The sequence below is a fragment of the Posidoniimonas polymericola genome, assembly GCF_007859935.1.
Taxonomy (GTDB): Bacteria; Planctomycetota; Planctomycetia; order Pirellulales; family Lacipirellulaceae; genus Posidoniimonas; species Posidoniimonas polymericola.
Genome location: NZ_SJPO01000004.1, coordinates 151,787 through 175,985 on the forward strand (window position 1 = coordinate 151,787; position 24,199 = coordinate 175,985).

Sequence of the window (24,199 nt, forward strand, 5' to 3'; positions counted from 1 at the left end):
TTCAGTCTATCAGAGTTGGGCTGCTCGCGTCATTCGTTTTCCAATGCGGCAAACGCTTGGTCGCGCGCCGTGTGACGGCGTTTGCGGCCGGCGGACCGGGCAGACTCGAGAGCGTAGCCGCCGGCGGCGACAGCCAGGCCGACGCCAATCAGGGTCGAACTGTTGAGGCTCGGGCTGGTTGCGGCGTCTTCGAAGACCAGCTCGCGAGCGGTAGGCGGTGCGGCCAAGGGAGAGGTCACCAGTGGCATGGTGCCCGCAACAAAGCAGCCGCCACCGTCCACCTTGGCCACGCCCGTGCGAACGGTGCCGGCGTGGCCTGCCTTGCGCACGGCGCGTTCGGCGCTCTCTTCCGCCAGCTCCTTACCGGCCTTCTTGAGGGTCCTCTTGGCGCCCGACTCAAGTAGATCGCTGATGCTAGTTGGGGGCGCCGGAACGCCGGTTGTCGCCTCAAAGGCGACGTCGAAGGCGGCGTCACCAAGTTCCTTGGCGACAACGGCGGGGCCGACCGTGAGTGCGATCGCCGCGCCAGTGGCGGTCGCCGCCGTGCCCAAGGCGGCGTAGAAGCCGATCTTGAGATCGGTGTCCATTTCGGACGGGTGGGTCAGGTAGTGTACGTACAGGTCGAAAAAGCCGGGGGGACCTTCGGGGCCGCTGATGGAGGGGGCGCTCAGCCTTTCTGGCTTCGGTTTCAGGGCTCCGCCGCGGCCTTCGGGGGCGTCCGCAGGATCGCCCTTGAAGTGGTAAGGATCCCAAGTTTCGTCGATGGGATCCCACCACTCTCTCCCGTTAACGTCTATCGTGAGTACGCCATCCCTCATAGTTCGACGATCAGAAATATCGTGGCCTTCGTTCCATGTGTAGTTTGTTGTGGTAGTCGTCGACGCGTAGTCGTCAAACTTTCGATCTGATGAGTAGGTCCTCTCCGAGCTAGATGAATGCTCGTCATACTTGCCGTCGACCGTGGTCTCCTCATTCGCATCATCGTGCACCTCACGGAACGTATGCGAGGTGGTAATCAATGTTCCGTCTGGGTATTCGTAGTGATCGTAGCCCTGGTCGATGGTCGTCTCTAAGGAAAGTGACAGGTCTTTCGACTGGAATGTGCCACCTTGGACACGGCCCCGGGAGGTGTCTTCGTAGGTGCCGCTCTCGTTGCTAGTTACGTCCGATTGGGTAACATTCAATTCAAAACGGCTGTTGTTGCCCTCATAGTCATAGTCCCCTTCCGGCGTATTTCTCGCTTCCCCCGATTCTTGCGTATCTCGCGTGGATCGGACTGTGCTCTCAGTGTGTCGCCCACTTGTGGCGTTGAAGTTGCCGCCCTTTGCTCCGTAGGGGCCTAGCGAGTGGTTCGAACTGTATGAAGCTAGCTCATCTGACATGCTTTCCGTTGTCGTAGATACAAATGTGCGTGTGTCGCTGCTGCTGTCGGACAGTGCGTAGAATTCGTCTACTGTACGAGACGTATAGTTCGTCGAGTTGCTGTAGCTGGACGCTGAGGAACGCTCTTCGCTTTCAGTCAGGGCCTCTGACTGGCGCCCGGAAAATGATGAGGAGGACTGAGTGTTAGTCTGCCACGTGCCATCGTCCAAATACGTGCTCGATGCGGAGCCCCCCTCCCATTCTCGTATTTCAGTGTCGTTGGAAGTTCCTTCCTTGTCGCTGCTAATGACGCTGTAGGTCTCGTCACGCCACGAAGAGCCGGTGGGAGTATTGGACCTCGTTAAGGTGTTGGTCTTTGAGTCCCCACCGCTGTCGCGCGAGTCGTCGGTGATTACAATCTGGTCGCCCGTCTCGCTCACCCCGAGTTTGGTCGTGAGGTGAGTTTCTTCGGAGAAGGTGGTTTCGGTGCTTGTGCTAACGCCGTTCGAGTCATCCCACGTGAAGCGACTCCCGGACGTGCTGGACGTGCCGGTAGATTTGTCTTGAGCGGAGGCGTCTGTCCCCTGTTCGCCGCGTTCGCCATCGCCTTTGACTTCGCTGGTGGTTTTTGACGAACCGGACGAGGAAGAGTACGAATTGTCGTTGCTTGACCAGGAGCTCCAACTCGTATTGTCGCTGTTGTCCGAAGCGTCTTTCCACTCCGCTGTTGACCTGAAGTCTGCATCGTCGGAGGAGTACTGGCTGCCGCTGCTTTTGGAGTTGCCGCCGGCCTTGCTGGCACTGTCAAAAATGTACCCGGCGCCGGCTCCAATCACACTGTAGTGCCCGGAGCCCGATTGCCCGCCGCCAGCTTTGGCGTCAGAAGTGACGAACCGTGTTGTGGCGAACGGCGCCTTCTTTTGCTGAAGCGTGTTGGTGGCGTTTCCGGAAGAATTGCTCTTCCCCGAAGAGCTGCTCGAAACGACTACGCCGTCGGAGCTAGTGGTGGAACTGCCGAATCCGCCGGACTTGGAGCTCCCGGTAGACTTGGTGCTCGAGTTTGTCTCCGCCGTGTCGCCGTTCTGCTCTGTGGTCCCCTCGGTCTTCAGCGACGACCGGGTTCTGCCGTGGCCGCTCGACTGGCTGTTTCCAGAGTTGGTGGTGCGGCGGCCGGTGGACCTTGTGGAGGCTGTGCTCTTGGCGTTGGTCGTCGAATCGGTCGACGAATCGCCTCCGGCAGTGGATGAGTAGGAGCCTGAGCTGTCGACCGAGGAGCTGGTGCTCGACTTGTAAGAAGAGCTCGAGCTGCCCTGGCCGTCTGATTCACGGGAGCTCTCTTTGCGTGAAGAACTGCTGCCGTCGGAGTTATCGAATGACCCATCTTGGCTGCGGCCGCTGTCCGACTCGGAAAACGCGGTTGTGCTGCTGCGGACTTTCATTGCGCCGGTGGCCACCCCCAGGTAGCTGCCTTCGAACTCTTCATCGGTTGGCTCTACCGGCAGCGGCTCGACGCTGCCGCTGCCGTCGACCACCTTCACGAACGCGTTGATCTGCCGGGAGCTGGCAATGCTGTCGCGGGTTGTGACGCCATCAACCTGCTCTCCTTCGTAGCTGATGATCTGTGAAACCCCGTCCATGCTGCTTTCAATGAGGGTCGATGATCCGTCGAGGGACCGAACAGATCCGACAGAATTCCAGATTACGGACCGTCGGGTCTGAGTTGTCCCATCGCGGCCGTGCTCTGCGTCGACGCCGTTGATCTCCCCGGCCCCGGAGCTGATCGAGCCGTCGGCGTCAACACCCACACTTTCACGTAGCGCCTCGCGGGAAAAGAACGACACGACCTCGGTTCCGTCACCGGTGTCTTGGGTCTCCCACCCGGCGACTTGAACCGCCGACCGGGCTAGTCCGCTAACTTCAACATCGAAAGTGACCGTTTCAGCGTACGCGTAAGCGCGGGTCGGGTCGTCTAGTATTTCGTACTCGGTGGTGACAGACGCATCGGCCGACCCCCTCGAACGGAAGCGGAACTTAGTTTTGGAGTAGTCTCCGGCCAGAGCGACCACAGGACCGGCCGGCGGCGCGCCCTCGGCTATCGATCCTCCCGACCAGTCAACGACGAGTGCGTCGGAGTTGATTGTGTGAGAGCCTGTGACGTGGTCAACGCCGTCAATGCGGCTGAGCTCAAATCCATCAGAGACATCACCGGAAGTAATGACGACAAACCCGCCGCCGTACTCGCCACTCTCGTCCACGGTGTCGATATAGGTGTCGCCGTTGCCACCCCAGTTGGCTGAGTATTCTGCGTTGTAGGTTCCTGAGGCGTTGACTTCTTCAGACGGGTTGGAGGCGTCTAGCGATTGGAAGAAGGATCCCTCGACGAAAAAGTCGCTGTAGAAGGTTGAGTCGCCTTGATAGGCCCAAGTCTCGGTTCGTCCGTTGAGTGACGAAGACCCGCCGCCGCTGAGATTGCGAATCACATTGTGGGTTTCGCTGAGGGTAGCGGAACCGACCACTGAAACCCCGCTCGTGTAGGTAGCAGTGGCGAAGTAGTAGCGAGACCCCCAGTCCGTCACGTGCACGGTCTCGCTGCTGCGTTCGGATTCGGTCGTCACGGTCGTGGTATCGGTGGAGTCGTCCTGCCACGTCTCGTCGATAGTGATGGTTACCGTACCGGTCGCCGTGTAGGCATCGGTGAAGTCGCCAGTCTTCTCGACGGTCTTGATGTAAGTCGTCTTTCCGCCCGCTTCCGCGTCCGATCCGGTTGACTCCGCATCCGGGGCGAGGTGCTCTGACGCTCCCCCGGCAGCCGCTCCCCAGTCGTCGATCCGGGCGGTCTCCGAGTGAGTGATCGGGCCGGTGTATCCGGAGGTGCTGCTGTAGACGGCCGGTACGATTGGTTGGCCGTTGGCTCCGTCATTGCCGATGTCGTAACCGAACTCGACGCCTCCTGACGCGACGTAGCTCGACAGCAGCGGCTGTCCGACAGATTCGCCGGGAGTCTCGGAATCGGCTTGCGTGATCAGTTCAGTCACCAGGTAGTCGTAGTCGGCGTCCTCGTAGACGAAATGTTCTGCCTGGATCAGCTGATCCCCAGAGTACAGGGCGTGTCCGTTGGTAGTGACGAACCGGAAGGTGTACTCGCCCTCCAGCTCAAGTTTCGTCGCGGACTCAGATCCGACTGCTGCATCTGTATTGAGCAGCGTCGAATCGATCGTATAGCTGTCGATCACTAAGTGGATCAGGAATTCATTGACCTGTGTCGTACTGCCGCTGTTCGACACGTTCAGCTCGACTTCGAACGAGCCGGCAAGGACACCGCCAGACGTCGTCTGCAGACCGCTAACGGTCGTCATGGGAACGCTCGAAAACTGCGGCCCCGGACGGTTCGCGGCGGCCGTGAACACGCCATCGACGAACTCATCGTTGTCTTCCCCGCCGCCTCGATGAAGCAGCGACATGCTTCCGATCGCGACATCAATGCTGTTGGCCGTCCCGCCCGCCAGTCCCGCATCGGCGACAATTGAGAAGACCGCGTCCTGGAAGCCAGCGAACGCCAAGTCTTCATCGCCGATGTTTCGCAGGCTCTCGCCGTTCAGCGTAGTTTCCGCCGGTGAACCACCGGTGACAATCGCGCTGACGGTTTGGACCGAAGCCGCCGAACCGTCCGTGAAATCGGCCCGCTCGTAGGTTTGGTCCTGTTCGTTCCAAGCGACGGCCCTAGCCGTGACTGTGAGGCTTGTCGGCTGGCTGCCGCTGAGTCCAAGCGGCGTGTAGGAGAAATTGCCGTTGGCGTCGGTGTAGGCAAAGCCGTTGACGCTTTGTCCATCGCCGTGGTTGAACTCAACTCGGATCCCTGCCTTGCGGCCTAGGCCAGTAACGCTGCCGATGACAACCGGACTCGAGACCTGGTTGCTCCCATCGGGGGTCTCCTGCCATTGGAGGGCAAGGACCGCAGGGTTGTCATCAGCAGATAACGTGAAGTTGATCGGGTCGGTCCAGGTCGAGAATACTTCGTGATTGGACGCGCTGTCCCAGGCCACCGAACGGAAGCGAACGCTGTTCTGTCCCAGCGATGTGGGAGGGGTAAAGCTGAAGTCACCGTAGGCGTTAGCGGTAGTGCGAGCCTCGGCGATAGGCTGACCTTTTTCCATTGCACCCGAATAATTGACCTCAACGACAGCAAAAGCCCCCTGCCCTGGAATACCTACTCTGCCCGTCAAGCTGGGGTCGTTCGTTAGATTGTCCGTATCGCTATTGACGCCGTTTGCGGCAGTGTCGTGAGCCAGCTGGACGCCCTGGATTGCGGGAGCAAGCGGACTCGGCCCACCCGCGACGCTCGGAACGCTGAAGCTCAGCCGCTCCCATTTGCCGATATCGCCCCCTGCTCGAGCCCGTACATAAAGAGTGACTTGTCCAGGAGATAGCCCGGACGCGTCTATGGCGAACAAGCCTTGAGCGTCTGGAGTAGTCGACAAGTAGGAATCCGATGCCGGGGCAGCCAGGTCGTAGGAGATCGGTGAAGCCGGTGCAGTGCTAATGTCGGTGCGCGTGACGAACTGGTACTCGACAACAGTGGTTGCGTAATTCGTCCATTCGACTGCGCCGGTAACTTGGTCTCCATTTGGCTGCACAACCGCCAAGTCGGTGACCGTCGGGGCGGGCGCCAGGATGAATTGGCGTTGGAAGGGCGCCGCGGCCGGCGCGGTAAAGTACGTCGGCGATTCGACCCAAGCGGATAGCGACTGCGACTCGCTACTCGGTTCAACGCCCGAAGCCACGTAAACGAACGTGCCATCATCACGCGTCGTGGTGGATCCGTTTGCGACACCATCGCCGTTGTGATCGAAGCGTATCGTCAGCCCCCCAAGCCTGCCGGCGCCGCTGACAGCTCCAGTGAAGATCGCAGACGTCGTGCTTGCAACTGCACCGAGATAGGCGCTGGGCTGGAGCGGGTCGAGCGAGACGACCGCCGGGGCTGCCACTGCGTCGGGATCGTGAATAAGGGCGAGCCCGGCCACCTCGCTCCAGCCACTATCGCCGGCCGTAGTGTTGTAGACAAATGTGCCGGATGTGGGATCCCACTGTCGCCACCGAGCACGAATTGTGTACGGGGTATTGGGCGGCAGCTCTGGGGTATGCTCAAAGCTGCCATCCGAACGAACGGCCGTCTCCGCATCCGGCACGCCGTTGCCGTCGTAGTCAAACTCAACCACAGCGGATCCTCCGCCCTGCGACGCCATGCCGAAGATTGTTGGGTCGGCGTAGCCGGTAGACGAGTTGCCGGTGCTAGGTGCGGCAATCTCGAGTGGCGACAGCGTGATCGGTGTGGGGGCGGCCATGGAGAGCTCGCCAAGCAAGATGTGGTTCCATTCGCCTACGTAGGATCCGTTGGCGCCATCGATGCCCCGCGCCGTCAGGGACACCGAGTTGTTGCTGAGCCCTACTGGCCTAGTGGCGAACAGCCCGTTGCGATCAGAACGGGAGTAGCTGCTGAATTGCCCTCCGTCCGGGTTGGTGACGACGATTTCGACCAACACCGACGCCCCATATCCGCCAATGGTCGCCCTTCCGCTGAATTCTCCGGTAGCCGGGTCGTCGAGTTGAATCGTAATTGCTGGAGCGACTTGGCTGGCGTGGAAGAATTCCAGCGGCGTGCCCCACCCCCCCTCTATCCGGGTCTCGCCATGAACCGCCACGGTCCGCGCCCGTACGCTGACCTTGCCAAACGGGGCAAAGGAAGCATCTAGCCGGAACGCGCCATTGGGGTCCGTAAAGACTGCGCTGTCGGCTACGCCGTTTCCATCGAAATCAAATTCGACTTCCACAGAACTCAGCGAGTCGTGTGCGGCCACGGTTCCGGTCAGGACCGGCGATAACGTTCTGGGAAGGTTCGGGTACGCCAGCCCCTGAGTCGATTCCAACTGCGGTGCTTGGGTGAAGGTCGGAGCGGGAGCTGGGTCAAACCTAAACTCAAAAGCAGTCCAGGGCCCAACCAACCGTTCATTCGTTGAGAACGGATCAACCGCCCGAATCTGGAGGGGGACTTCGCCATGCGCCAGACCGCTGGGTCGATAGGAGAATGAGCCGTCTCCGAGAGTCAGCGTGCTGCCGTCCGCCACGCCATCCCCGTCGTGGTCGAATTCGACACTAAACCCACCCAGATCAGATGTTAGCTGGGATTCAACAAAGCCAGAGACTTCCGGTTCGAATGTAGTCGGCGGTCCAGACGGGTTCTCGGTAGATTGTGTTAGGGCGAGACCTTGAGCGACGATTGCCGGGGAAGTATCGAGAAGTTTGAATTGAACGTCACTCCAAACACCGGAGATCCGCACGGCGTTGGGTGCTTCGAGGCTGTCCTTGTAGGCGTAGGTCGTGTCGAGCTGGCCATTCCCATCGACGGTGATGAATTCGTGATCGACGCGGACCTCTTCGACCAGTCGGGAACGTACGTTTACCGTTCCATAGCTGAGCCCCTCCAGGGTGGCCTCGAAGAAATTTGGATCGTCGATTCGCACCACGAGATCCGCAATGCCATCAAAGTATCCGCCAACTGAATAGTCAAACTCGACCCACCGCTCGGTCAACTGAATTGAATTCCGCCACGTTTGACCGACTACCTCATCAATAATTGACGCGTTTACCCGGCCGACAAGTCGCGGTGTCACGGCCTCAAATTCAGAATCCGGCAGCAGTGTCCCGACGTCCGACTGTTCCAGCGGGTCGCCTAGCGTCAGCGACACACTGAGCTCAGACCGGTTTGCGGGATTGTAGTCGGCTTCAGCAATCTGGTAGATCGGTGAGGTCCCCCAGTCATTTGCAACCATCTCGCCTTCCAGCGTCACCCCCACTGGCCTCGCCTCGATTTCGACCGTGACGCCGGATTCGAGGCCGTTTGGCCAGCTGCTCAGGTCGGGCGTGTAGGAGAAGGCGTAAAACTCCGCCAGCGAGTCGCCCGATGGCTGCGAGGCAAGCACAACTGGCGCAGTGTCATGGTAGCTCTGGAATTCAACTCCATTCTTCAATTGAGTGATCCGGAGCTCGACATACCTTGGTTGAATCGTCTCAACCGTTTTGTTTGAGGCGTTAGGGTCCGCACCGCTGTCGATGGATCCGATTGTCGTCACAGGAACGACGACCGTACCGAACACCGTAGGGGCAATCTTCGCGAGCTCTCCGTCGGTGTACAAGCTGCTGACTCCAACCGCTCTGAAGCTGCTCGCCCCCGTGGCCTCTACCGGACTGGCGAACTGCACACTCATGGGAGTGCCCGCAACATGCTCCCGATTGAGTGAGTCAAACTTCGTTGGGGTCGCCGTCACCCAGAACGACGCTCCCAACGGCAGGCCAACGGGAGTGAAGATGGCGGCTCCATCAGGGCCAACCGAGGCCGACCCCAAGTAGCCCGCCTCGCCGTTCGGTCCGAGATGGAAATCGACTGTGACCCCCTCAACTGAGTCCACGTCGGTGACCACGACGCGCAGTCGAATATCTCGTTGAGGCTCGCTCGGAGCGGCGGGATACGCGTACTCGAGCTGTTGAACAGCGCTCGTCGTGATCGGGACGAGGGTGAAGCCGTCTCCCGAGCCGGTACCAGCAACGCCGTCCGCGGAGAGTGACGCCCATCCGGTCGAAAGCTCGACGCCGTTCAGGGCATCCGGTTCGCGCACTCGAGCCTGCAGATCCCACTGCCCATAGGTGAGTCCAACCGGGAAGTACTCGAATGAGCCGTCTGCATTCGTCGTGGCCGTCCCATCAACGACCCCATCGCCTCTGTGAGAGAATTCGACGACGCTGTGGGGCGGTGCGTCCACAACAATACCGGTAACGGTGGGGTCAGTTGTGACGAGATCGAGTATGCGGTACTGGTAGTCATCCGCGTCGATGCCACTTCCGCCAGCCAAGTCGAAATACCCCGTGTCGTTCATGAGCTGGAACCGCTCGAACGAGGGGCTCACGTTGGCTGTTGGCGCCCAAGCGAGCGAACTCCATTCGCCAAGCGTGAGGTAGGGCGTGTTGGTCTCTTGGTTCAGCGCTTGGCCGACCACCCTGGCACGAATCGTCTGAAGACCGGCGGCCGCTCCGGCCCACTCGGTAAACACGATCTCGAAGGCGCCGAGACCATTAGTAAAAGTAAAACCATCAGGTCGTTCGTCCCCGTTAACGTCAAACTGTACTAGGCGACCTGCAACATTAGCGTTGCTACTGGTCGATAGCGAGCCGGAAAACACCGGCCTTCCGGTGTCATTCGGGTCGTCTATGGTCAGCACAAGGGGAGCCAACGAAACGTCGGTGCCTACCGGCGCTGCCTGGTAGACATCAGGGAAATCGAGCACGGTTACCGCCGTAGCGTCGCTGCCGTACACCGGCTCATGCACCTTGATCCGAAGGTCGTTTACGCCAACAGAATGATGCTTTGGAGTGTATGAGAAGGTTCCGTCATCCTTAGTCGTCGCCTCACCGTCGAGGACCTCTATTCCAGAATGCAGGAAGTAGAACTCCAACAGCAGCCCACCCACGGCGGCGTCGCTGGTCACCGCGCCAGCGAGCGTGGGATCGAGCCCGGTTGGAGAAACCCGCTGCAGTCCATCGACCGACATCCGTTCAGCAAGGTAGGTCAGGTCGGACTCGTAGGAAAGCGTGACCGTCGTCGAAAGTGGGTCCGACTGCAATTCATCATTCCAGTCGGGCTCGAAATCGGCCTCGTACCAATCGCCCCCGAAGGTCTCGTCCGCCCGAAACAGCTCATCTAGCCATGCCTCAGCAGAGTCCTCGGCGAAGTCGCCTGCGTCTGCGCCCTCCCACACCAGCTCACCAGCGACTACTGTGGCGCCGAGATTCAACTGTTCTATAAAAGCGGCATCCAGACCGTGGGAATCAACGTCAAAGTCGGGCACTCGCGCCCATGCCGTGATGCTCACAGGTACCCCTTCCTGCAATCCTTCGGGGGTGTAGGTGAAGAAGCCATCCTTGTCGGTTAAAACCGTTTCGTCGGCGACGCCATCGCCATTGACGTCGATATCTACTTCAACATCGGAGATATCTCCCTCGTAAACAACCTGCCCCAGGACCGTCGGATCGGTAGTTTCTCCATCGTCGGTAATGAGGCCCGTGTCGTAGGCTGGTGCAAGGCTTGCCACGACAGGAGCCGACGGTGAACCGCCGTAGACGAAGCTGGGAGTGCCAACGGGGACGCCGTGGACCGGTCCAGCAGGTGTCGCCCCGTGGTCCCATCCCGTCACACGCGCGTGGATCTGATATGTCTGGCCAACCTCCAGGTCGTAGGGCGTGTAGTCAAACTTCCCCTCGCCATCAGTAATCGCAAGCCCATCGATATGGGCAAACGGCGTGTCGCCGTCGCGGACGACAGATACTTCGACAACGACTCCTGCGTGACCCGGGACCGTGCCGATGACAGTCGGATCAAATAGGGGTCCGCCCGAACCGTTGAGAAGACCGAAGCCGGCGATGGCGGGAGCCGCCGCCGCAGAGCCTCCAACAGTGAACGCCAACGTTTCAAACAACTCCGACTCATACTGGCCTGAAACCTCCAGTCGCCGGAATGGATCCCAATAGACGGCCCATGCGCGGAAATCGGAGTAGCTGCCAGCGAGCTCGACATAGCCGCCGCCGGTGGAAGCGGCCGGGTAGTAGACAAATCCCCCCACGTCGTCGGTGACCGTGGCCCCATCCGCATCGCCGTCGCCGTCGTGGTCGAAGAGGACCGTGACCCCAGCAATCTCCACATGAGAGGGGGAAGGGACAAGTTGACCAGTAACCATCGGCTGACGGGTGAACGCTGGGCCACTGAGCACCGGCGCGTCAGAGTAGACGAGGTTAGAAACCGCAGGCGCCTCCGGCACGGTGAGCGAGAGCGTCTTCTGGGTCGAGAGCACATTCTCGGCTTTGCCCGGTGGGAGCTTAGCAATTGTCCGTATCGGGTCGTAAACCTCTGCGCGGATGATAATGCCTGATTGCGGCCCGGTAAGGTCCGCCAGGTCGACGGCGCCGCGTGGCGCGAACTCAAACTCGCCGTTGACGTCTAGCGCGCGCACCCCTAGCCACTCGTCCGGGCTTCCCCCGCCCACAACACGGAAGAAATTGAGTTCTAGGCCTTCTACCGGGCCGTCTGGGTTGGTCACAGTTCCTCGTAGCGTCAGATCCGTTGACGCGTTGTCGCCGAGGATCCCGCTGTCGTCGAGCAACTCGAACTGGGAAAACGCTAGGTTTAGCGGGATAACTCCAGGACCGCCAAACTCATCGATCGGCATATAGGTAGGTGAAGTCGCGATGGAAGAAGGCACGTACTGCAGGCTAGGCCCCGGCGAGCTGTTGGTGAGCTGCAGTTCTTCAATGCGGACCGCTACCGATGTCGGGGAGGGATTCGTGGTGGCGAGGTACTCCGCAAAATAGGTGTGGGAATCTGGCGTTACCGTAACCTCCCACTCTCCTTCTGCTCCACTCGTGACCTTTCCGTAAACGTACTGATTGCTATTAAAGGTCGCGCCATCGTAAGTCCAGTCGATAGCGACTCGGACGCCCTCGAACGCTCCGTCGTTCTCGACAGTAAAACGAACCGTTGGGTCCACCCGTTCGCTCGTGGCTGAGTTGGTCGCGTTGTACACGAACGCAACGGAGCCGCCGTTTGCGACGGTGGGCACGCTGTCGACTTCCGCGATGCTCAGCGCGATCTGCTTTCGGTGCCGCATTGGAGTGGCCCCTTGGTCCGTCACCTCCAGCCAGAACACATGGTCGCCGTCGTCTGCCTCCTGGGGCGTCCATTCGAAGTTGAAGGAGTGCAGTCCAGCCGCTGATCCCGCATACTTGAAGACGTTGGTTGGCGAGTCAGTGAAGGCCTCAAGAAGACTCTGTGGGACGTCTCCGACGAGATTGAACATCAGCTCGGTGTGGCTGCTGTCAGCGTCTTGCACCGTGAATCCAACTGACAACAACTGTCCTTCCGAGCCGGTAACTACTCCATTCACAGGCTGGGATGTATAGGCGATTTCCGGGGCGGCATTTGCGGCTCCGTGGTGCAGCAGCACCGACACGGCGCCTACGCCTCCCCATGGCTCGTTACTGGAACCAGATCCTTCGACTCCATCCGCCACCTCAATGACAATTGGATAGGTCCCTGGGGCGACCCCCTCCAAGGTGGAAAGAGTAGAGACATTCCAATCGCCACCGCTATACGTGACACTAATGTGGTCCTTTAGGGGACCTCTTACGACGGGCTGAAGTAGGGGCACAATCTCACCATTTCGCCGCGCCACCACCTCGAACGGTGCGGAACCGTCCCAGACGTTACTGGGCTGGCCATTGATCTGCGCCTCGGCGTCGATGGCGTAGCCCACCCTCTCGATTCGAACGGCATCTACCAGCGCGAGCGTGCCACCGCTGTCAATTCCCGCAGTGACTTGCACGGAACCGGATGACTCGAGCCTTACCGAATTCCCCAGTGGAATCCAGCTGCGGCCGGCGTTCTCTGATCCTACAGGAGCTAGCGACTGATCGATTCCTGATTCGGTGGAAACCAGAGTGGTCCCCGCGTCTACAGACAGCCCATATTTAGCCAGCGGCGTACCGGTGGATGGAAGCCCCGCGGGATCCCACGTTGCGTACAGTCGATATTCACCTGCGGGGAGCGATGTGAACGTCCACTCTACTGAGCCGGACGTGAGCACCTTCTGCTCCCCGTTGAAGCCGCTTACCGTGGGAGATAACGCAATCGCTGCGCCGCCCAAAGGGGCCACATCGGAGCCACCGCGCGCCTCAATATTATCGAGCCCGCCTCCTCCGAGGAGTACGTCATTGGCGTCCCCCAGAATCACATCATCGCCCCCCCCTCCCTCAATACGATTGGGCGACTCGTTACCTCTGAGGTAGTCTTCAACCGGGCTCCCAGTGACGTTCTCAATTGTGTCGCCCGTCGGCATCTGAATCGAGATCGTGGCAAACTCGTCTGCCACGACCTGTGGGGCGGCGATCCCGAGATCGACTGTGATCCCCGATGCTCCACTCCAGTTGAAGGTCTTGAGCCAGTCCTTACCGCCCGCGTCACGCAAGATGACTTCCGTATCTTGATGCTCCGAGTCGGTGATATAGAACGTGTCGTCTCCCTGACCTCCGTCTACGATGGACGCGCCGTAGCCAATATATAATTCGTCCTCCCCCGCCCCGCCGAGAAGCGTGTCATCAGGGCCGATACCAACAATCACATCACTTCCGCCACGGCCGTCGAGCATGTTGGGCAATGAGTTTCCGCTTAGCTGATCGTTAAATTGAGTGCCGATCAACTGTGAAAAACTTCCCTGCAAGATGACGCTGGCTGCGCTCGCCTGCCCAACTAGATCGAGTGGCTGAGCGCCGCCTGCCGCGTCTAGGTCGATGTTCACGCCGACCGGCCAGGCGGAGAGGTCGATCGTATCGATTCCCGGATCGGCTACGTTGGCATGCAGCACCTTGGCCCCAGGCGAAGGTGAGAGCAAATAGGTGTCATTGCCGCCATCGCCGTACAAGTCGTCCTGCCCGAGATTGACGGATTCGCCGCTGATAAGCGTGTCGTTACCCTCTCCGCCGCGTAGCGAATCGCCTCCGTCGCCGCCATCAAGAACGTCATCGCCGTCATCGCCCCACAAGGTGTCCGTCCCGCTGCCGCCGTACAGCTTGTCAGCTCCATCCCCGCCGCTTAGCAGGTCGACGCCATCCCCGCCCTGAAGCGTGTCATTGCCTGCGCCGCCGTCGAGGGAGTCGTCGCCGCCCCGCCCAAACAGTCGGTCATCACCCGCGCCGCCGTAGAGAATGTCCCTTCCGGATGAACCGAAAAGCACGTCGTCTCCTTCATCGCCGTGCACACGGACATCTGGGATTCCCGGCAACAGAGTGATCGTGTCGTTTCCCTTCCCACCGTGCACGTAAACCCTGAGTCCCAAGGAATCAAAGGGAATTCCTTCACCGTCGGCTCCCTGCAGGTAGAGAGCCGTTGGGGTGACGACGATCTCGTCGTCATCGCTGCTTCCCAAGACTACAAGAGAGTCTACTCCGTCCGCATCCAGCTCTCGCCAAAGCGCCGTTTCGTAGGCTCCCGCGTCAATCGAGTTGCGCCTTAGCCGTGCATGCCCGCGCTGATCTTGTGAGTCCACCGCGAATCCGGCATCACCTGCGTCGATTGCGACACTCTGCAATCCAAGTGCGTGCGTCTTCGTGGGCCCGCCGTAGAAATTGAGGGGGAGCAGATCGAGTTCGGCGGCTGTGACCCCCAAGAGATTATGCGCCGCTTCATCAGGCTCCAGGAAAGCGGATCCAAAACCAACTAGGTTGCCAACGCTTAGGACGCTCAGTGCTCCGTTGGCGATGTCGAGCGGAGTCTCTTGTTCCCCGATTCGCAGGTGGTTTTCGGCAAGAATGGAGTTGTACATCAGTACCGAATCTGCGGCAGCGTCGATCCCAGCCGCGCCGAGATCCTGGTTCTCATTGCGTACGATGGTGCTGTTAACGATGTCAAATACCGCGAACTGATCTCCATGCACCGCAGCGACAATGAGCGCCGTGTTCCCTGAAATCGTCGAATTGTAGATCTTTGCGTCCGCCTTAGGTTCGCCTGTGTATTCACGTCGGCTGAAGGTTGACTGCACGCTGATCGCTGCGCCCATGGCGGCGATGTTTGCCACGAGCGTCGACTGATCGACCGTGACCGACCCATCGACGACGTAGACACCGCCGCCTTCACCTGAGGCTGCGTTTCCTTCGATCTCGCTGCCCGCAACGTAAACAACGGATCCGGTAGCGGCGTAGATGCCGCCGCCATCGGTGGCTTGACCTCCTTCAATCACAACCTGATCAAGGGTTAGCCTGCCTGCAACGAGCACATTCCCGCCTTGGGTCGCCACCCCGTCGGCTATCGTCAAGCCGGAGATGGTCGCCTCCAATCCGGCTGCAGATTCGAACACCCGTGAAGCTGCTGCATTGCGGACGGTTAGCTCTTGAGCCCCCGGCCCGTCAATCGACAGGTCTTCGCCGTAGATGGCCAGTGATCCGTGATCAAGATCGAGCACCCCACCGACTGCATTGATCGCATCCGGCGAAAAAGAAATCGTATTCGGCCCAGCGTCCGCGTTGGCTAGTTCGATTGCTTCCCTGAGCGTCAAGTCCACTCCAAGGATCGGTCCGGCTTCCTGCGGAGCCGTGACGGTTCCATCATCCAATGATGTGACAATTAAATGCTCTCCAAAGCCGGCAAGCGCCGGGTTGGAACCTACAACCTCAACCCTATCGAGACCGACGATCGCTTCCATCGCGAGATCATCGTCCAGAATGATGTGCTGCTTGCCGGTCGAATCGAGTTGAGCGAAGAAGGGATTAGAGACGAAATCAAAGAGTTCCCCCGTCCATGCGCTAAAGTCTAGGAACGTGTAGCCATCCGAGTCGCTTATATCGTAATACGCGGAGCGATCATGCGAGTTATCGAACACGTAGGTGTCGTTGCCACCTCCTCCGTAGAGCCAGTCGTAGCTGCCCTGGCCATCCAGCCGGTTACCGCGTGCATCCCCAAAGAGAACATCCGAATAGACTGTTCCAACGACGTTCTCGACGCCACCGCCTTTCAAGAAAAGGCTCAGGTAAACAGCGCTGCCGCTTCCTCCCAAGATAGGTTGCGAACCTGTGGTGTTTCCTAGGTTGACATTGACGCCGCTTCCGTAGTTGAGCTGCGAGAAGTCAAGCGTGTCGACTCCAGAAAATCGGCCCGCGTCGGCGACATCAAGGAAGACTAGAGGCTCCTCGATGGTAATAGAGCCGAACTCGGTGTTGCCGTCCCCTTCAAATCGGTACGTGTCGCTGCCATTGCTACCCTTAATCGTTACGGGCGATTGAGCCCCTGCCGCAATTACGATAATCGAGTCCTCGCCGTCGCCGCCGACTAGAGGCTCAGCTGTGCTGTCTGCGGTGAGGGTGTCGTTGCCACCGCCCCCGCCGAGCATCACTGCAGAGCTCTGTGTAGTCGTAAGCGTGTCATCGTCGTCGCCGCCGAATGCTCTAGCCGATGCGGCGCCAATCGACTGGATAGCGAGCGTATCGTTCCCTTCGTGCGTCCGCACCTCGACTGCGGCGCCCGCTGCGTAGGCGAACGGCGTCGCCAGCAGGCCGGGGGCGGCGACTTGTGTGGCGTTCACGCTGACATCATCTTCCGCGTCGGTGCCGTGCAAGTGGATCGTGCCATCAAGTTCGACGAATAAACCCGGCTCAAGGATGTCGGCGTCCGAATTCGTAAGCGTGTCTGCCGTGTAGGAGATGCCAACCGCAAGGTGATAGTCCTCGTCGAAGTCCGAGCTGGAGAAGTCGGGCGTGAAGGCAAAGGAGTGTGTGGCGCCTTCGGCCCACATCAGCGGATCGGTGATTTCCAGGTCAGTCTCCAGGGGCGTATCGCCATCCGTTTGCACGGCGATCAGGTTCACCACCAGCGGCCGCGCACCCACGCCGTGAACGATGTAGTCGACCACCAGCTGCTCGTTCTCGGTGCGGAAGTCAACGATCTCAATCGGCGGGGGCTGTACCTCGAAGGCGCCGATGTCGATGTTGCTGGTGGAGCCGTCGTCGTTGAGGTCGATGACCCGGACGTGGCCTCTCTGATCTTTCGCCCCGACTGCGAGCGAGTCATCGCCCCCGTCAATGGCGGGGCTGCCTTGCAGCAGCGCGTGCGTCTGGGTTGGGCCGCCGTTGTCTGCTAGCGGGGCAAGCAGGGGGTCAACTCCAATCGTGTTACTTGCTGGGTCGAAGTATCCATAGGTGTTGACCCCCACGAAGTTGTTGGTGCTCGTCGCCGTTTGCAGCACTCCCGATTGCCATGACACGTCGTGGTGCCCGTTGACCGCCGTGTTGCCGTACACGATCGAGTTCTGCACAGTGACCTTGGAGCTGTTGACCCCAATGATCCCACCTCCCTGATTGGAGGCGTGGTTGTCGGTGATCGTTGTGTTGACAATGTCGAGGGTCGCGCCGTTGTGCGCTCGCAGCGCGCCGCCCGATGCAGCCGTGTTCCCGTTAAACGTGCTGTTGGCGACCAGTACAGCGCCCGCTGAGTTCTGCGCGACGAGCCCGCCGCCAACCGTGTAGGTTGACCCGGCTCGGAGATCGACGCTCTCATTGTTAAGGAAGGCCGATCCAGAAACCGTGATTTCCTGGATGTTGGCATGCCCCATGTCGAGCCAAAATCCGGCTCCCAAGCGTGCTCGGTTCCCTTCTACCGTGCTATCGGTAACGGTCAGATCGCCCTGGTAGTTCTGGAGCCCGCCGCCTTGACCCCCGTTAAAGTTCGACGCCTCAACCGCTGTGTTGTCGCGCAGATGGACTCGGTCGAGCGTGAGGTCGGCCCGGTTTACGATGCCGGCTCCGCTACCTACGACGTAGCCGTCTGCGAGCGTAACTCCGCTGATATTCACTTCGAAGCCAGCGTGCGGGTACATGACGCGGGATTCCCCCCCGGCGCTGATGGTAAGTCGATCAGCGCCGGGTCCGACGATTGACACGCTCATGTCAATGTCGAGCTGACCTTGCCCCAATACAGGGCCTGCCGCGGCGAGGTCGATCACCCCAGGTCCGAAGTCAAAAAGCTCGTCATCGAAGTCGATGGTCTCGGCCTCGGTCGAGTTGGTGATCGCCTTGGCGATAGCGAGCGCCTCGCGGAGGCTCAGCTGTCCTCGGCTGTGGTCGCCGTCCTCAAAGTCGTATAGTGTCGTTACCGTGATCGGCTCGCTGTACCCAGGGCCCAAAATGTAGTCGCCCGCTGCGTTGGTCACGACGTCAATTGAGTGTAGGCCCGCAAAGGCTAGTGAGAGGCTTCCTCCACCCTGCGTAGAGAGCGGCTGGGGGGCGGTCGAGGAGAGATCCAGTGGCGTCGCGACGGATAAGCCGTCGCCCCATGCGCCCAGGTTGAGGTAGTCAATACCTGACTCGTCGACGATCGACACATTGGCCCCTACGGCTGCAGAGGTGTTCAAAACGAAGGTGTCATCACCACCACCACCAGACAAGGTCGCCGGCACCGACGCATCGGGCGTCAGGTTGAGGCTGTCAATCCCATCGCCGCCGAAGAGGTGGATGCTGCTCGCTCCCGAAGTACTGAGATCGAGGAGTAACGAATTCGACGACAGGTAGATGTAGGGGGCCGAGTAGTAAAGGGTATCTCCCTGGTCATCCCCGAAGACATACCAAGCGTTCGCCGCATCTTGGAAGGCGCCCACATCGAATGAACGACGCGTACTCAGCCCATTCGAGCTCGAGACCTCTGCCACCAGCTCGAATGGATTCTGTGGATTCGCAATTGTGAATGTTGGGGCTACCGACACGGAATGATCGGGGCCCGCTGTTCCAGCCAGGCTGGCTTGCGAAGCGAGGAGAGTCTCGACGCCATTGGACACCTGGTAGATGTCAACAGACACGTCGGATGCATTGGTGAAATCCACACCGTAGGTAATCTGCAGGTCGCCGCCCTCAGCGCTGAAATCGGAGATGCTGATGGCCGGTGCAAAGTCCACCGCGAGCTCGGGCGGTGACGTCGCCGATTCGGACGAGTAGAACGCGGCCTCGGCGTCGGAGTCGGTGCTGAGCTGGAACGTCACGTCCGGAGAAGTCGGCGCCTGGTTAACCTCGCCTTCCGAGTCGCTCCACAGCAGGTAGTCGAGCGTGTTAACCACGCCGTCGACGTTGCCGTCGCCGGCCCCGAAGGAGTCGGCTGGACCGCCGTAGTGGTCCGCCCACACGCTGTAGTCGCGGATGTCGGTCACGCCGTCGAGGTTGAAGTCACCCTGCTCGACGCCCATCCGCTTAAAGAACAGCGGCGCGTCCGCGGAGGTTACGGCGTTGTCGAGGTTCGCGTCATTGCGGTAGAGAAGCCCGTTGGGCATGGCCGCCAGCTCGAGCGCGCCATAGCGCGAAGTGTACTCAGCAAAGTCGACCGCCGCCAGGTAGAACGCCTCGATGTCGCCTTTGACGCCCACGAAGTCGAGTCCGCCGCTTAGGTTGGAGTCGCCCAGCACCAACGCGCGCTGAACCGTCTCCGTGACGTCAAAGGTGACCGGGCCGGCCTGCTCTACGAGCTCTTGGCCGATCGCGGCTCCAAAGCCCGCCTGCAGGTTCGAAGTGTAGTCGCTCCAGGTGAGCGTCGACTCGTTCCATGAACTGGTGGTGTTCAGGGACCAAAGGTCGCTGTGCGCTGACAGGATGAGATTAGTCGGATCGGTCGGATAGCCGGAAGCTGTTACGGTCAACGCCGCGTTGGTCGGCACATTGGAGCCATACTGGCTGAGATCAAAATTGAGCAGCGACGTCTTGCGCCCGCCGCCAGAGCCATTGCTTCCGACCTCAAGTGAGGTTCCGTTGAACACTGTGCTTTGGTCGCCTTCATCGACGTAGGCATCGTCAACAGCGGGGAAAAGGGCGTGGGCCGCCTCGCCCTGAGAGAAGCCACCCCCCGATCCAGAGATCCCCCAGGTCGAGTTTACCTCGACCATTCCACTACGGCCCTGCAGATGGACCTGCACGCGGTCGTGCAGCGTGATTGTCGTGTCCTCAACGGTCGAGAGCGTCGATGCGGCGCGTCCGGACCAGTCACGGTCCTGGCGGAGGGTCTGATTCTTGCCGAGGCCGGTGAAGAGCGTGTAGTACGAGTCGACACTCGCCAGCAACTCGTCGCGCAGCCCGCGCGCTGCTGCTTGCATACTGGGATCGGGGCTTTTGAGGTCGTCCCTGAGCGCTCGCGCGGCTACCAGGGCCGCCTCGCCCAGGTTCTTCTTTAGATTCAGGGCGTCCTGGGAGCTCAGCGATTGGCTCGCTCGCAATTCGTTCGACGAGGCTTTCAGCGCGCGGTAGTACTGCGCCCGATCAGTGGGCGACCTGAGCAGTCCCGGTGCGTCCGGGTCTACGTCGTCAAGGCCGGCCTGCTTAGCGATTGCCGTCAAGCGGCCCACAGACTCCCTTTGGAACTGGGCCTCTCCAATCTCAGAACGCTTGCCGGACAGGTCCGCAAACCGTCCCGATGCGTCGACCCCTCGGAGCCAGTCGTCGGCCGTCTGCTCTGCGACCGCATCCGACTCGACGCCAACCACGCGTTCAGAATAGAAGTCCTCGATGAACAGCTCGTCAGCAATGTCGATCAGCACTTCGTGCCGCTCCATCACCCAATCGCCGACCTTCAGCTCCAGCTGCAGCTCGTAGAGCTTGGCGTCAACGGGCGCCTCATCGCCGCGTAGCGTCACCACAGCCTGGGCTTGGCGCCCATCCACGTATCGGGTCCTCAGCTCGAAGATGTCGCGCGTCGACTCATCAACTTCTTCTGCAAAGCTGAACTTTGGTAGAAGCTGAACCGCTGAGAGCGCCAGCGCGTCGTCAGTCGTGACAACGTAGTCCGGGTGTGTTGAGACACCCGGATACGGGTCGTAGGGCGTTGTCGAGAGCATCGCCCGGACCTCAAGCGACTCGATCCGCGATTGGCGGTGGCGGAGGTCCTTCTTGCTGCGGTGTTTCCGCTTAAAGCCGAGGGTGGCGAGGGTAGTAGTCCACGACGAGGGGAATCGGCGCATCGTGCTTGCTCAGCGGTGTCAGGAATGAGCTGCGTCCCCCAGTTTGGAGGGGGTGTGGCAGACCGCACCATAGCGGTGCCCCGCGAGAAAACAAATAACTTCTAGTAAATCAGCGCAGATTGTCCTAATTGAAAAGATGGGTAAAGAATGGGGACGGTACCTCACAGGGCTCACAGTAGATGAACCGATTACCTCTTGCGTGCTGGGCCAATACGACACGCGGCATTGGATTCTCCTAGAGAACCCGGCCTCGGGCGCGAGTCACTTCCCCAATGACTTTAGATAACAGGTGGCAAGAGAGAGGCCAGCGACGGTTCGGTTTGGACCGAGGTCCGTGGCTCATGCTCGAATTCTTGCTGACATCGTCCCAAACGATCAGCCTCAGAGAAATCCACGGCTCCGTAACCACGCGTCAAGGGCCTCTTCTAAGATCTCCTGGACATAGAACGGCTGCTCGCCGCTGAGCTGCCTCTCTAGCGAGGCCCGCTTGAGGGCCGACGCGATTTCCGGGCGGGCCCGCGTGGTTATCGGCACGCGGCTCGCCATCTGCGGCAGAATCTTTGGCTGCGAGTGCTTGTCGAACGAGTTCGACTTTTTGGCTGATGGCTCTTCACCGTACACGAACTCCTTCTCGTCTTCGGGCTTTGCCCCCGAAATCCCCTCCACCAATGAACGTCGCTCTACCATCTGTCCTCCCTCTACGCCGATTTCTTGCTGATTTGGACGGCCTCAGGAAGTAGCTCAGCGAATAGTCGCCGAACTTCCTCACCCGCCGTCCGGGCACGGGCGCCCATCTGCCACACAACCGATCCTTGCCCCGGCGCGTCGGCGAAGATCTGCCGCAGCGTCATCGCTGTGCTAGCCATCGGCAGCTGCAGCGCCGCTGCCGCGTCCTGCATGTCTTTGGTCAAGCGGTACCGCTTGCCGACCATGCTCAGCACAATCACCGCCTCGGGGATGCCGCCGCGGATGTCCTGGGCCTGCCGCAGCACCTCGGTCGCCTTCGCCAGGGCCCGTACCTCGAGCATCGAAGCCTTGCAGGGCACTATCGCCAGATCGGCACGAAGAAGAAGTGCTCGGCTGGTCTCGGTCTGGCTGCCGGGCCCGTCAGCGATGACGTAGTCGGTCTCGGCGGCCAGCGCCGATCGGCTGTTTGCGTTCCTGGGGCGTGCAACAGTCCAGGAATGCGGCGCGTGGGTTGGTGAAGACCACACCTAACCCGAAGGAGCTGCGCGATCATGATTCGCCAAACCCTTGCCGGCCATCCGCTCGAATTGCTTTCGATCGCTGAAGCTGCACGCGTGCTCAAGCAGCCCATCGCCGAGGTCGAGCGTCTCGTGACGATTCGGGAACTCCGCTCGTTCAACTTCGGAACCGAAGGGGAGATCATCCGGGTACTACGCCTCGATCTGGAAAGCCGCCGGGTAGGCTCCAAGCCAGCCTAGCCATGACGTGCGTTTCGCTTCTATGCCAGCCCAGATGCGCCTCAGGTGGGCCGCCATGCGTTCTTCGTCCATCCAGACCGCTTCCGCACCGGAGAGCGTTGTGCCGCACGGCGCACCGTCGTGGGTCACAGCGGAGCTCCTCGAAGACACGCTCAACACGTGGCAGCCGCGCTACGCCCACTCGTTGACCGTCGACGACGCTCTGGAGATACTGCTGACTGTCGCCCGCTTGTTCGACCACTTGGAGCATAGGGAACAGTCCGATGACGAAGAACTATCTGGCCCTCGCTAGGGTCTCCTCGCGAGAGCAGGAGCGCGAAGGATTCTCGCTCGAAGTGCAGGAGGAGGCGCTCACCCGCTACGCCAACGAGCGCGGCGGCGAGATCTCGAAGCTGTTCCGGATCGCCGAGACCGCCACCAAACCGGATGAGCGGCGGACCTTCAAGGAACTCCTCGAGTACGCCCGCCAGCACGCCTCGGACCTCACCGCGGTCCTGTTCTTCAAGGTCGACCGAGCCGCCCGGAACCTATTCGACTACGTCGAGCTTGAGCGGCTGGAGATCGACCATGGCCTGGAGGTGATCTACGTCACCCAGCCCACAGAAAACACGCCCGCCGGTCGGATGATGCGGCGGACGCTGGCCAACATGGCGTCGTTCTACACGGAGCAGCAGTCCCTCGACGTCAAGGACGGCTTGTTCCGCCGCGTGCAAACGGGCTTGTTCATGGGCAAGGCGCCCTACGGCTACCGTAATTTCCGCCGCGACGGCCGCAGCCTGGTCGAGACTGATTGCCAGCGTGCCCGGGTCGTCCGCCGGGCCTTTGACCTCTACGCCTATCACGGCCACACCATTGACTCGCTGGTCGACGCTCTGGATGACGAAGGCTTCGTCTACACCGCGAAGACCAGGCGTTTCACGCGGAGCAAGCTCCACACGCTCCTGCGCGACCGCTCCTACATCGGGGAGATCTTCTACCACGACCAGTGGTACCCGGGCGTCCAGGAGCCGCTGGTCGACCGCGGGACCTTCGACCGCGTTCAAGAGCTGCTCGGCGGGCAGGTGTACCGATCGCACGAGCTTACCTACGCCGGCGGCCTGATTACCTGCGGCTGCTGCGGGCGAGGGATCACGGGTGAGACGATCACCAAGAAGAGCAAGAACGGCGACAAGCAGTACCGCTACTATCGCTGTGCCGGCTACCTCGCCAAGGGACATCCACGCACCCGTTTGCCAGAGTCCAAACTGGACCAGCAGATGCTCACCCTCCTGGATCGACTGCGGATCCAAGACGAGAAGACGCGGGATTGGTTCGCCCGCGTGCTCCGCGAACGGACCAGGGGCCAACAGGAAGAAAGCCGCGAGCGGCTGGGTGAGCTCAATCGCCAGCTCACCCTGGTGCGCAACCAGCAGGACCAGCTTCTCAACCTGCGGCTGCTGGAAGAGATCGACCCGCAAACCTTCGCGTCCAAGAGCACCGAGCTCCGTGACCGAGCCGCCAAGCTCCAGCTACAGATCGACGCGTTTGACCGCGGCAGGGCCGAGAACGGCCAGGTTGCCCTCCAGGCGTTTGAACTTTCGCAAACCCTGAAAGAGAAATGGCTTACGTCCGATTACCGAGCCAAACGACGGTTGCTCGAAATCGTCTGTTTGAACTTCACTCTTGTCGACGCAAGTCTTGTCCCTGAATGGAGAAAGCCCTTCGACGTACTCGCCGAAGGGCCTCATTCTGAAAACAGTCGGGCTGACAGGATTTGAACCTGCGACCTCTGCGTCCCGAACGCAGCGCTCTAGCCAAGCTGAGCTACAGCCCGTTGTC

Annotated in this window: 6 protein-coding genes and 1 tRNA gene; 3 read left to right on the plus strand and 4 right to left on the minus strand. The window is 60.4% G+C overall.

Translation table 11 applies throughout. The features are described 5' to 3' along the window. Nucleotides 1–29 precede the first annotated feature (29 nt). The 3 genes from Pla123a_RS09715 to Pla123a_RS09725 form a co-directional block, all read right to left on the minus strand. Nucleotides 30–20,936, minus strand: coding sequence for a choice-of-anchor Q domain-containing protein (locus Pla123a_RS09715; RefSeq protein ID WP_146586333.1), 20,907 nt, complete (start codon nucleotides 20,934–20,936; stop codon nucleotides 30–32). 381 nt (nucleotides 20,937–21,317) lie between these two features. Next, on the minus strand, nucleotides 21,318–21,623 hold the full coding sequence (locus tag Pla123a_RS09720) for a hypothetical protein (RefSeq protein WP_146586335.1): 306 nt from the start codon (nucleotides 21,621–21,623) through the stop codon (nucleotides 21,318–21,320). A gap of 11 nt (nucleotides 21,624–21,634) precedes the next feature. Then, nucleotides 21,635–21,964, minus strand: coding sequence for a hypothetical protein (locus Pla123a_RS09725; protein ID WP_197527836.1), 330 nt, complete (start codon nucleotides 21,962–21,964; stop codon nucleotides 21,635–21,637). Between the two features lie 210 nt (nucleotides 21,965–22,174). Between Pla123a_RS09725 and Pla123a_RS09730 the strand changes: the two genes are divergently transcribed. Genes Pla123a_RS09730 through Pla123a_RS09740 form a run of 3 tightly spaced genes read left to right on the plus strand, consistent with a single transcriptional unit; the run spans nucleotide 22,175 to nucleotide 24,138 of the window. Beyond that, nucleotides 22,175–22,381, plus strand: a complete 207-nt coding sequence (locus Pla123a_RS09730; protein ID WP_146586337.1) for a hypothetical protein — start codon at nucleotides 22,175–22,177, stop codon at nucleotides 22,379–22,381. Nucleotides 22,382–22,436: 55 nt separating this feature from the next. Then, nucleotides 22,437–22,673 (plus strand): hypothetical protein, encoded by a 237-nt coding sequence (locus Pla123a_RS09735; protein WP_146586339.1) that lies wholly within the window; start codon nucleotides 22,437–22,439, stop codon nucleotides 22,671–22,673. Next, nucleotides 22,645–24,138 carry a recombinase family protein gene (locus Pla123a_RS09740; RefSeq protein WP_146586341.1) on the plus strand — a complete coding sequence of 498 codons (1,494 nt, stop codon included), beginning with the start codon at nucleotides 22,645–22,647 and terminating at the stop codon, nucleotides 24,136–24,138. Before Pla123a_RS09735 ends, Pla123a_RS09740 begins: the two co-directional genes overlap by 29 nt. On the opposite strand, the gene Pla123a_RS09745 is transcribed toward Pla123a_RS09740, so the two are convergent. Further along, nucleotides 24,120–24,194: transfer RNA gene (locus Pla123a_RS09745), tRNA-Pro, on the minus strand. The two genes, Pla123a_RS09740 and Pla123a_RS09745, sit on opposite strands and share 19 nt — an antisense overlap. Nucleotides 24,195–24,199 lie beyond the last annotated feature (5 nt).

Excerpts from the sequence above, each read along its gene's own strand:
- Pla123a_RS09715 (WP_146586333.1), bottom strand. The coding sequence starts at position 20,936 with ATGCGCCGATTCCCCTCGTCGTGGACTACTACCCTCGCCACCCTCGGC.
- Pla123a_RS09740 (WP_146586341.1), top strand. The coding sequence starts at position 22,645 with ATGACGAAGAACTATCTGGCCCTCGCTAGGGTCTCCTCGCGAGAGCAG.
- Pla123a_RS09725 (WP_197527836.1), bottom strand. The coding sequence starts at position 21,964 with ATGCTCGAGGTACGGGCCCTGGCGAAGGCGACCGAGGTGCTGCGGCAG.
- Pla123a_RS09735 (WP_146586339.1), top strand. The coding sequence starts at position 22,437 with ATGCGTTCTTCGTCCATCCAGACCGCTTCCGCACCGGAGAGCGTTGTG.
- Pla123a_RS09720 (WP_146586335.1), bottom strand. The coding sequence starts at position 21,623 with ATGGTAGAGCGACGTTCATTGGTGGAGGGGATTTCGGGGGCAAAGCCC.
- Pla123a_RS09730 (WP_146586337.1), top strand. The coding sequence starts at position 22,175 with ATGATTCGCCAAACCCTTGCCGGCCATCCGCTCGAATTGCTTTCGATC.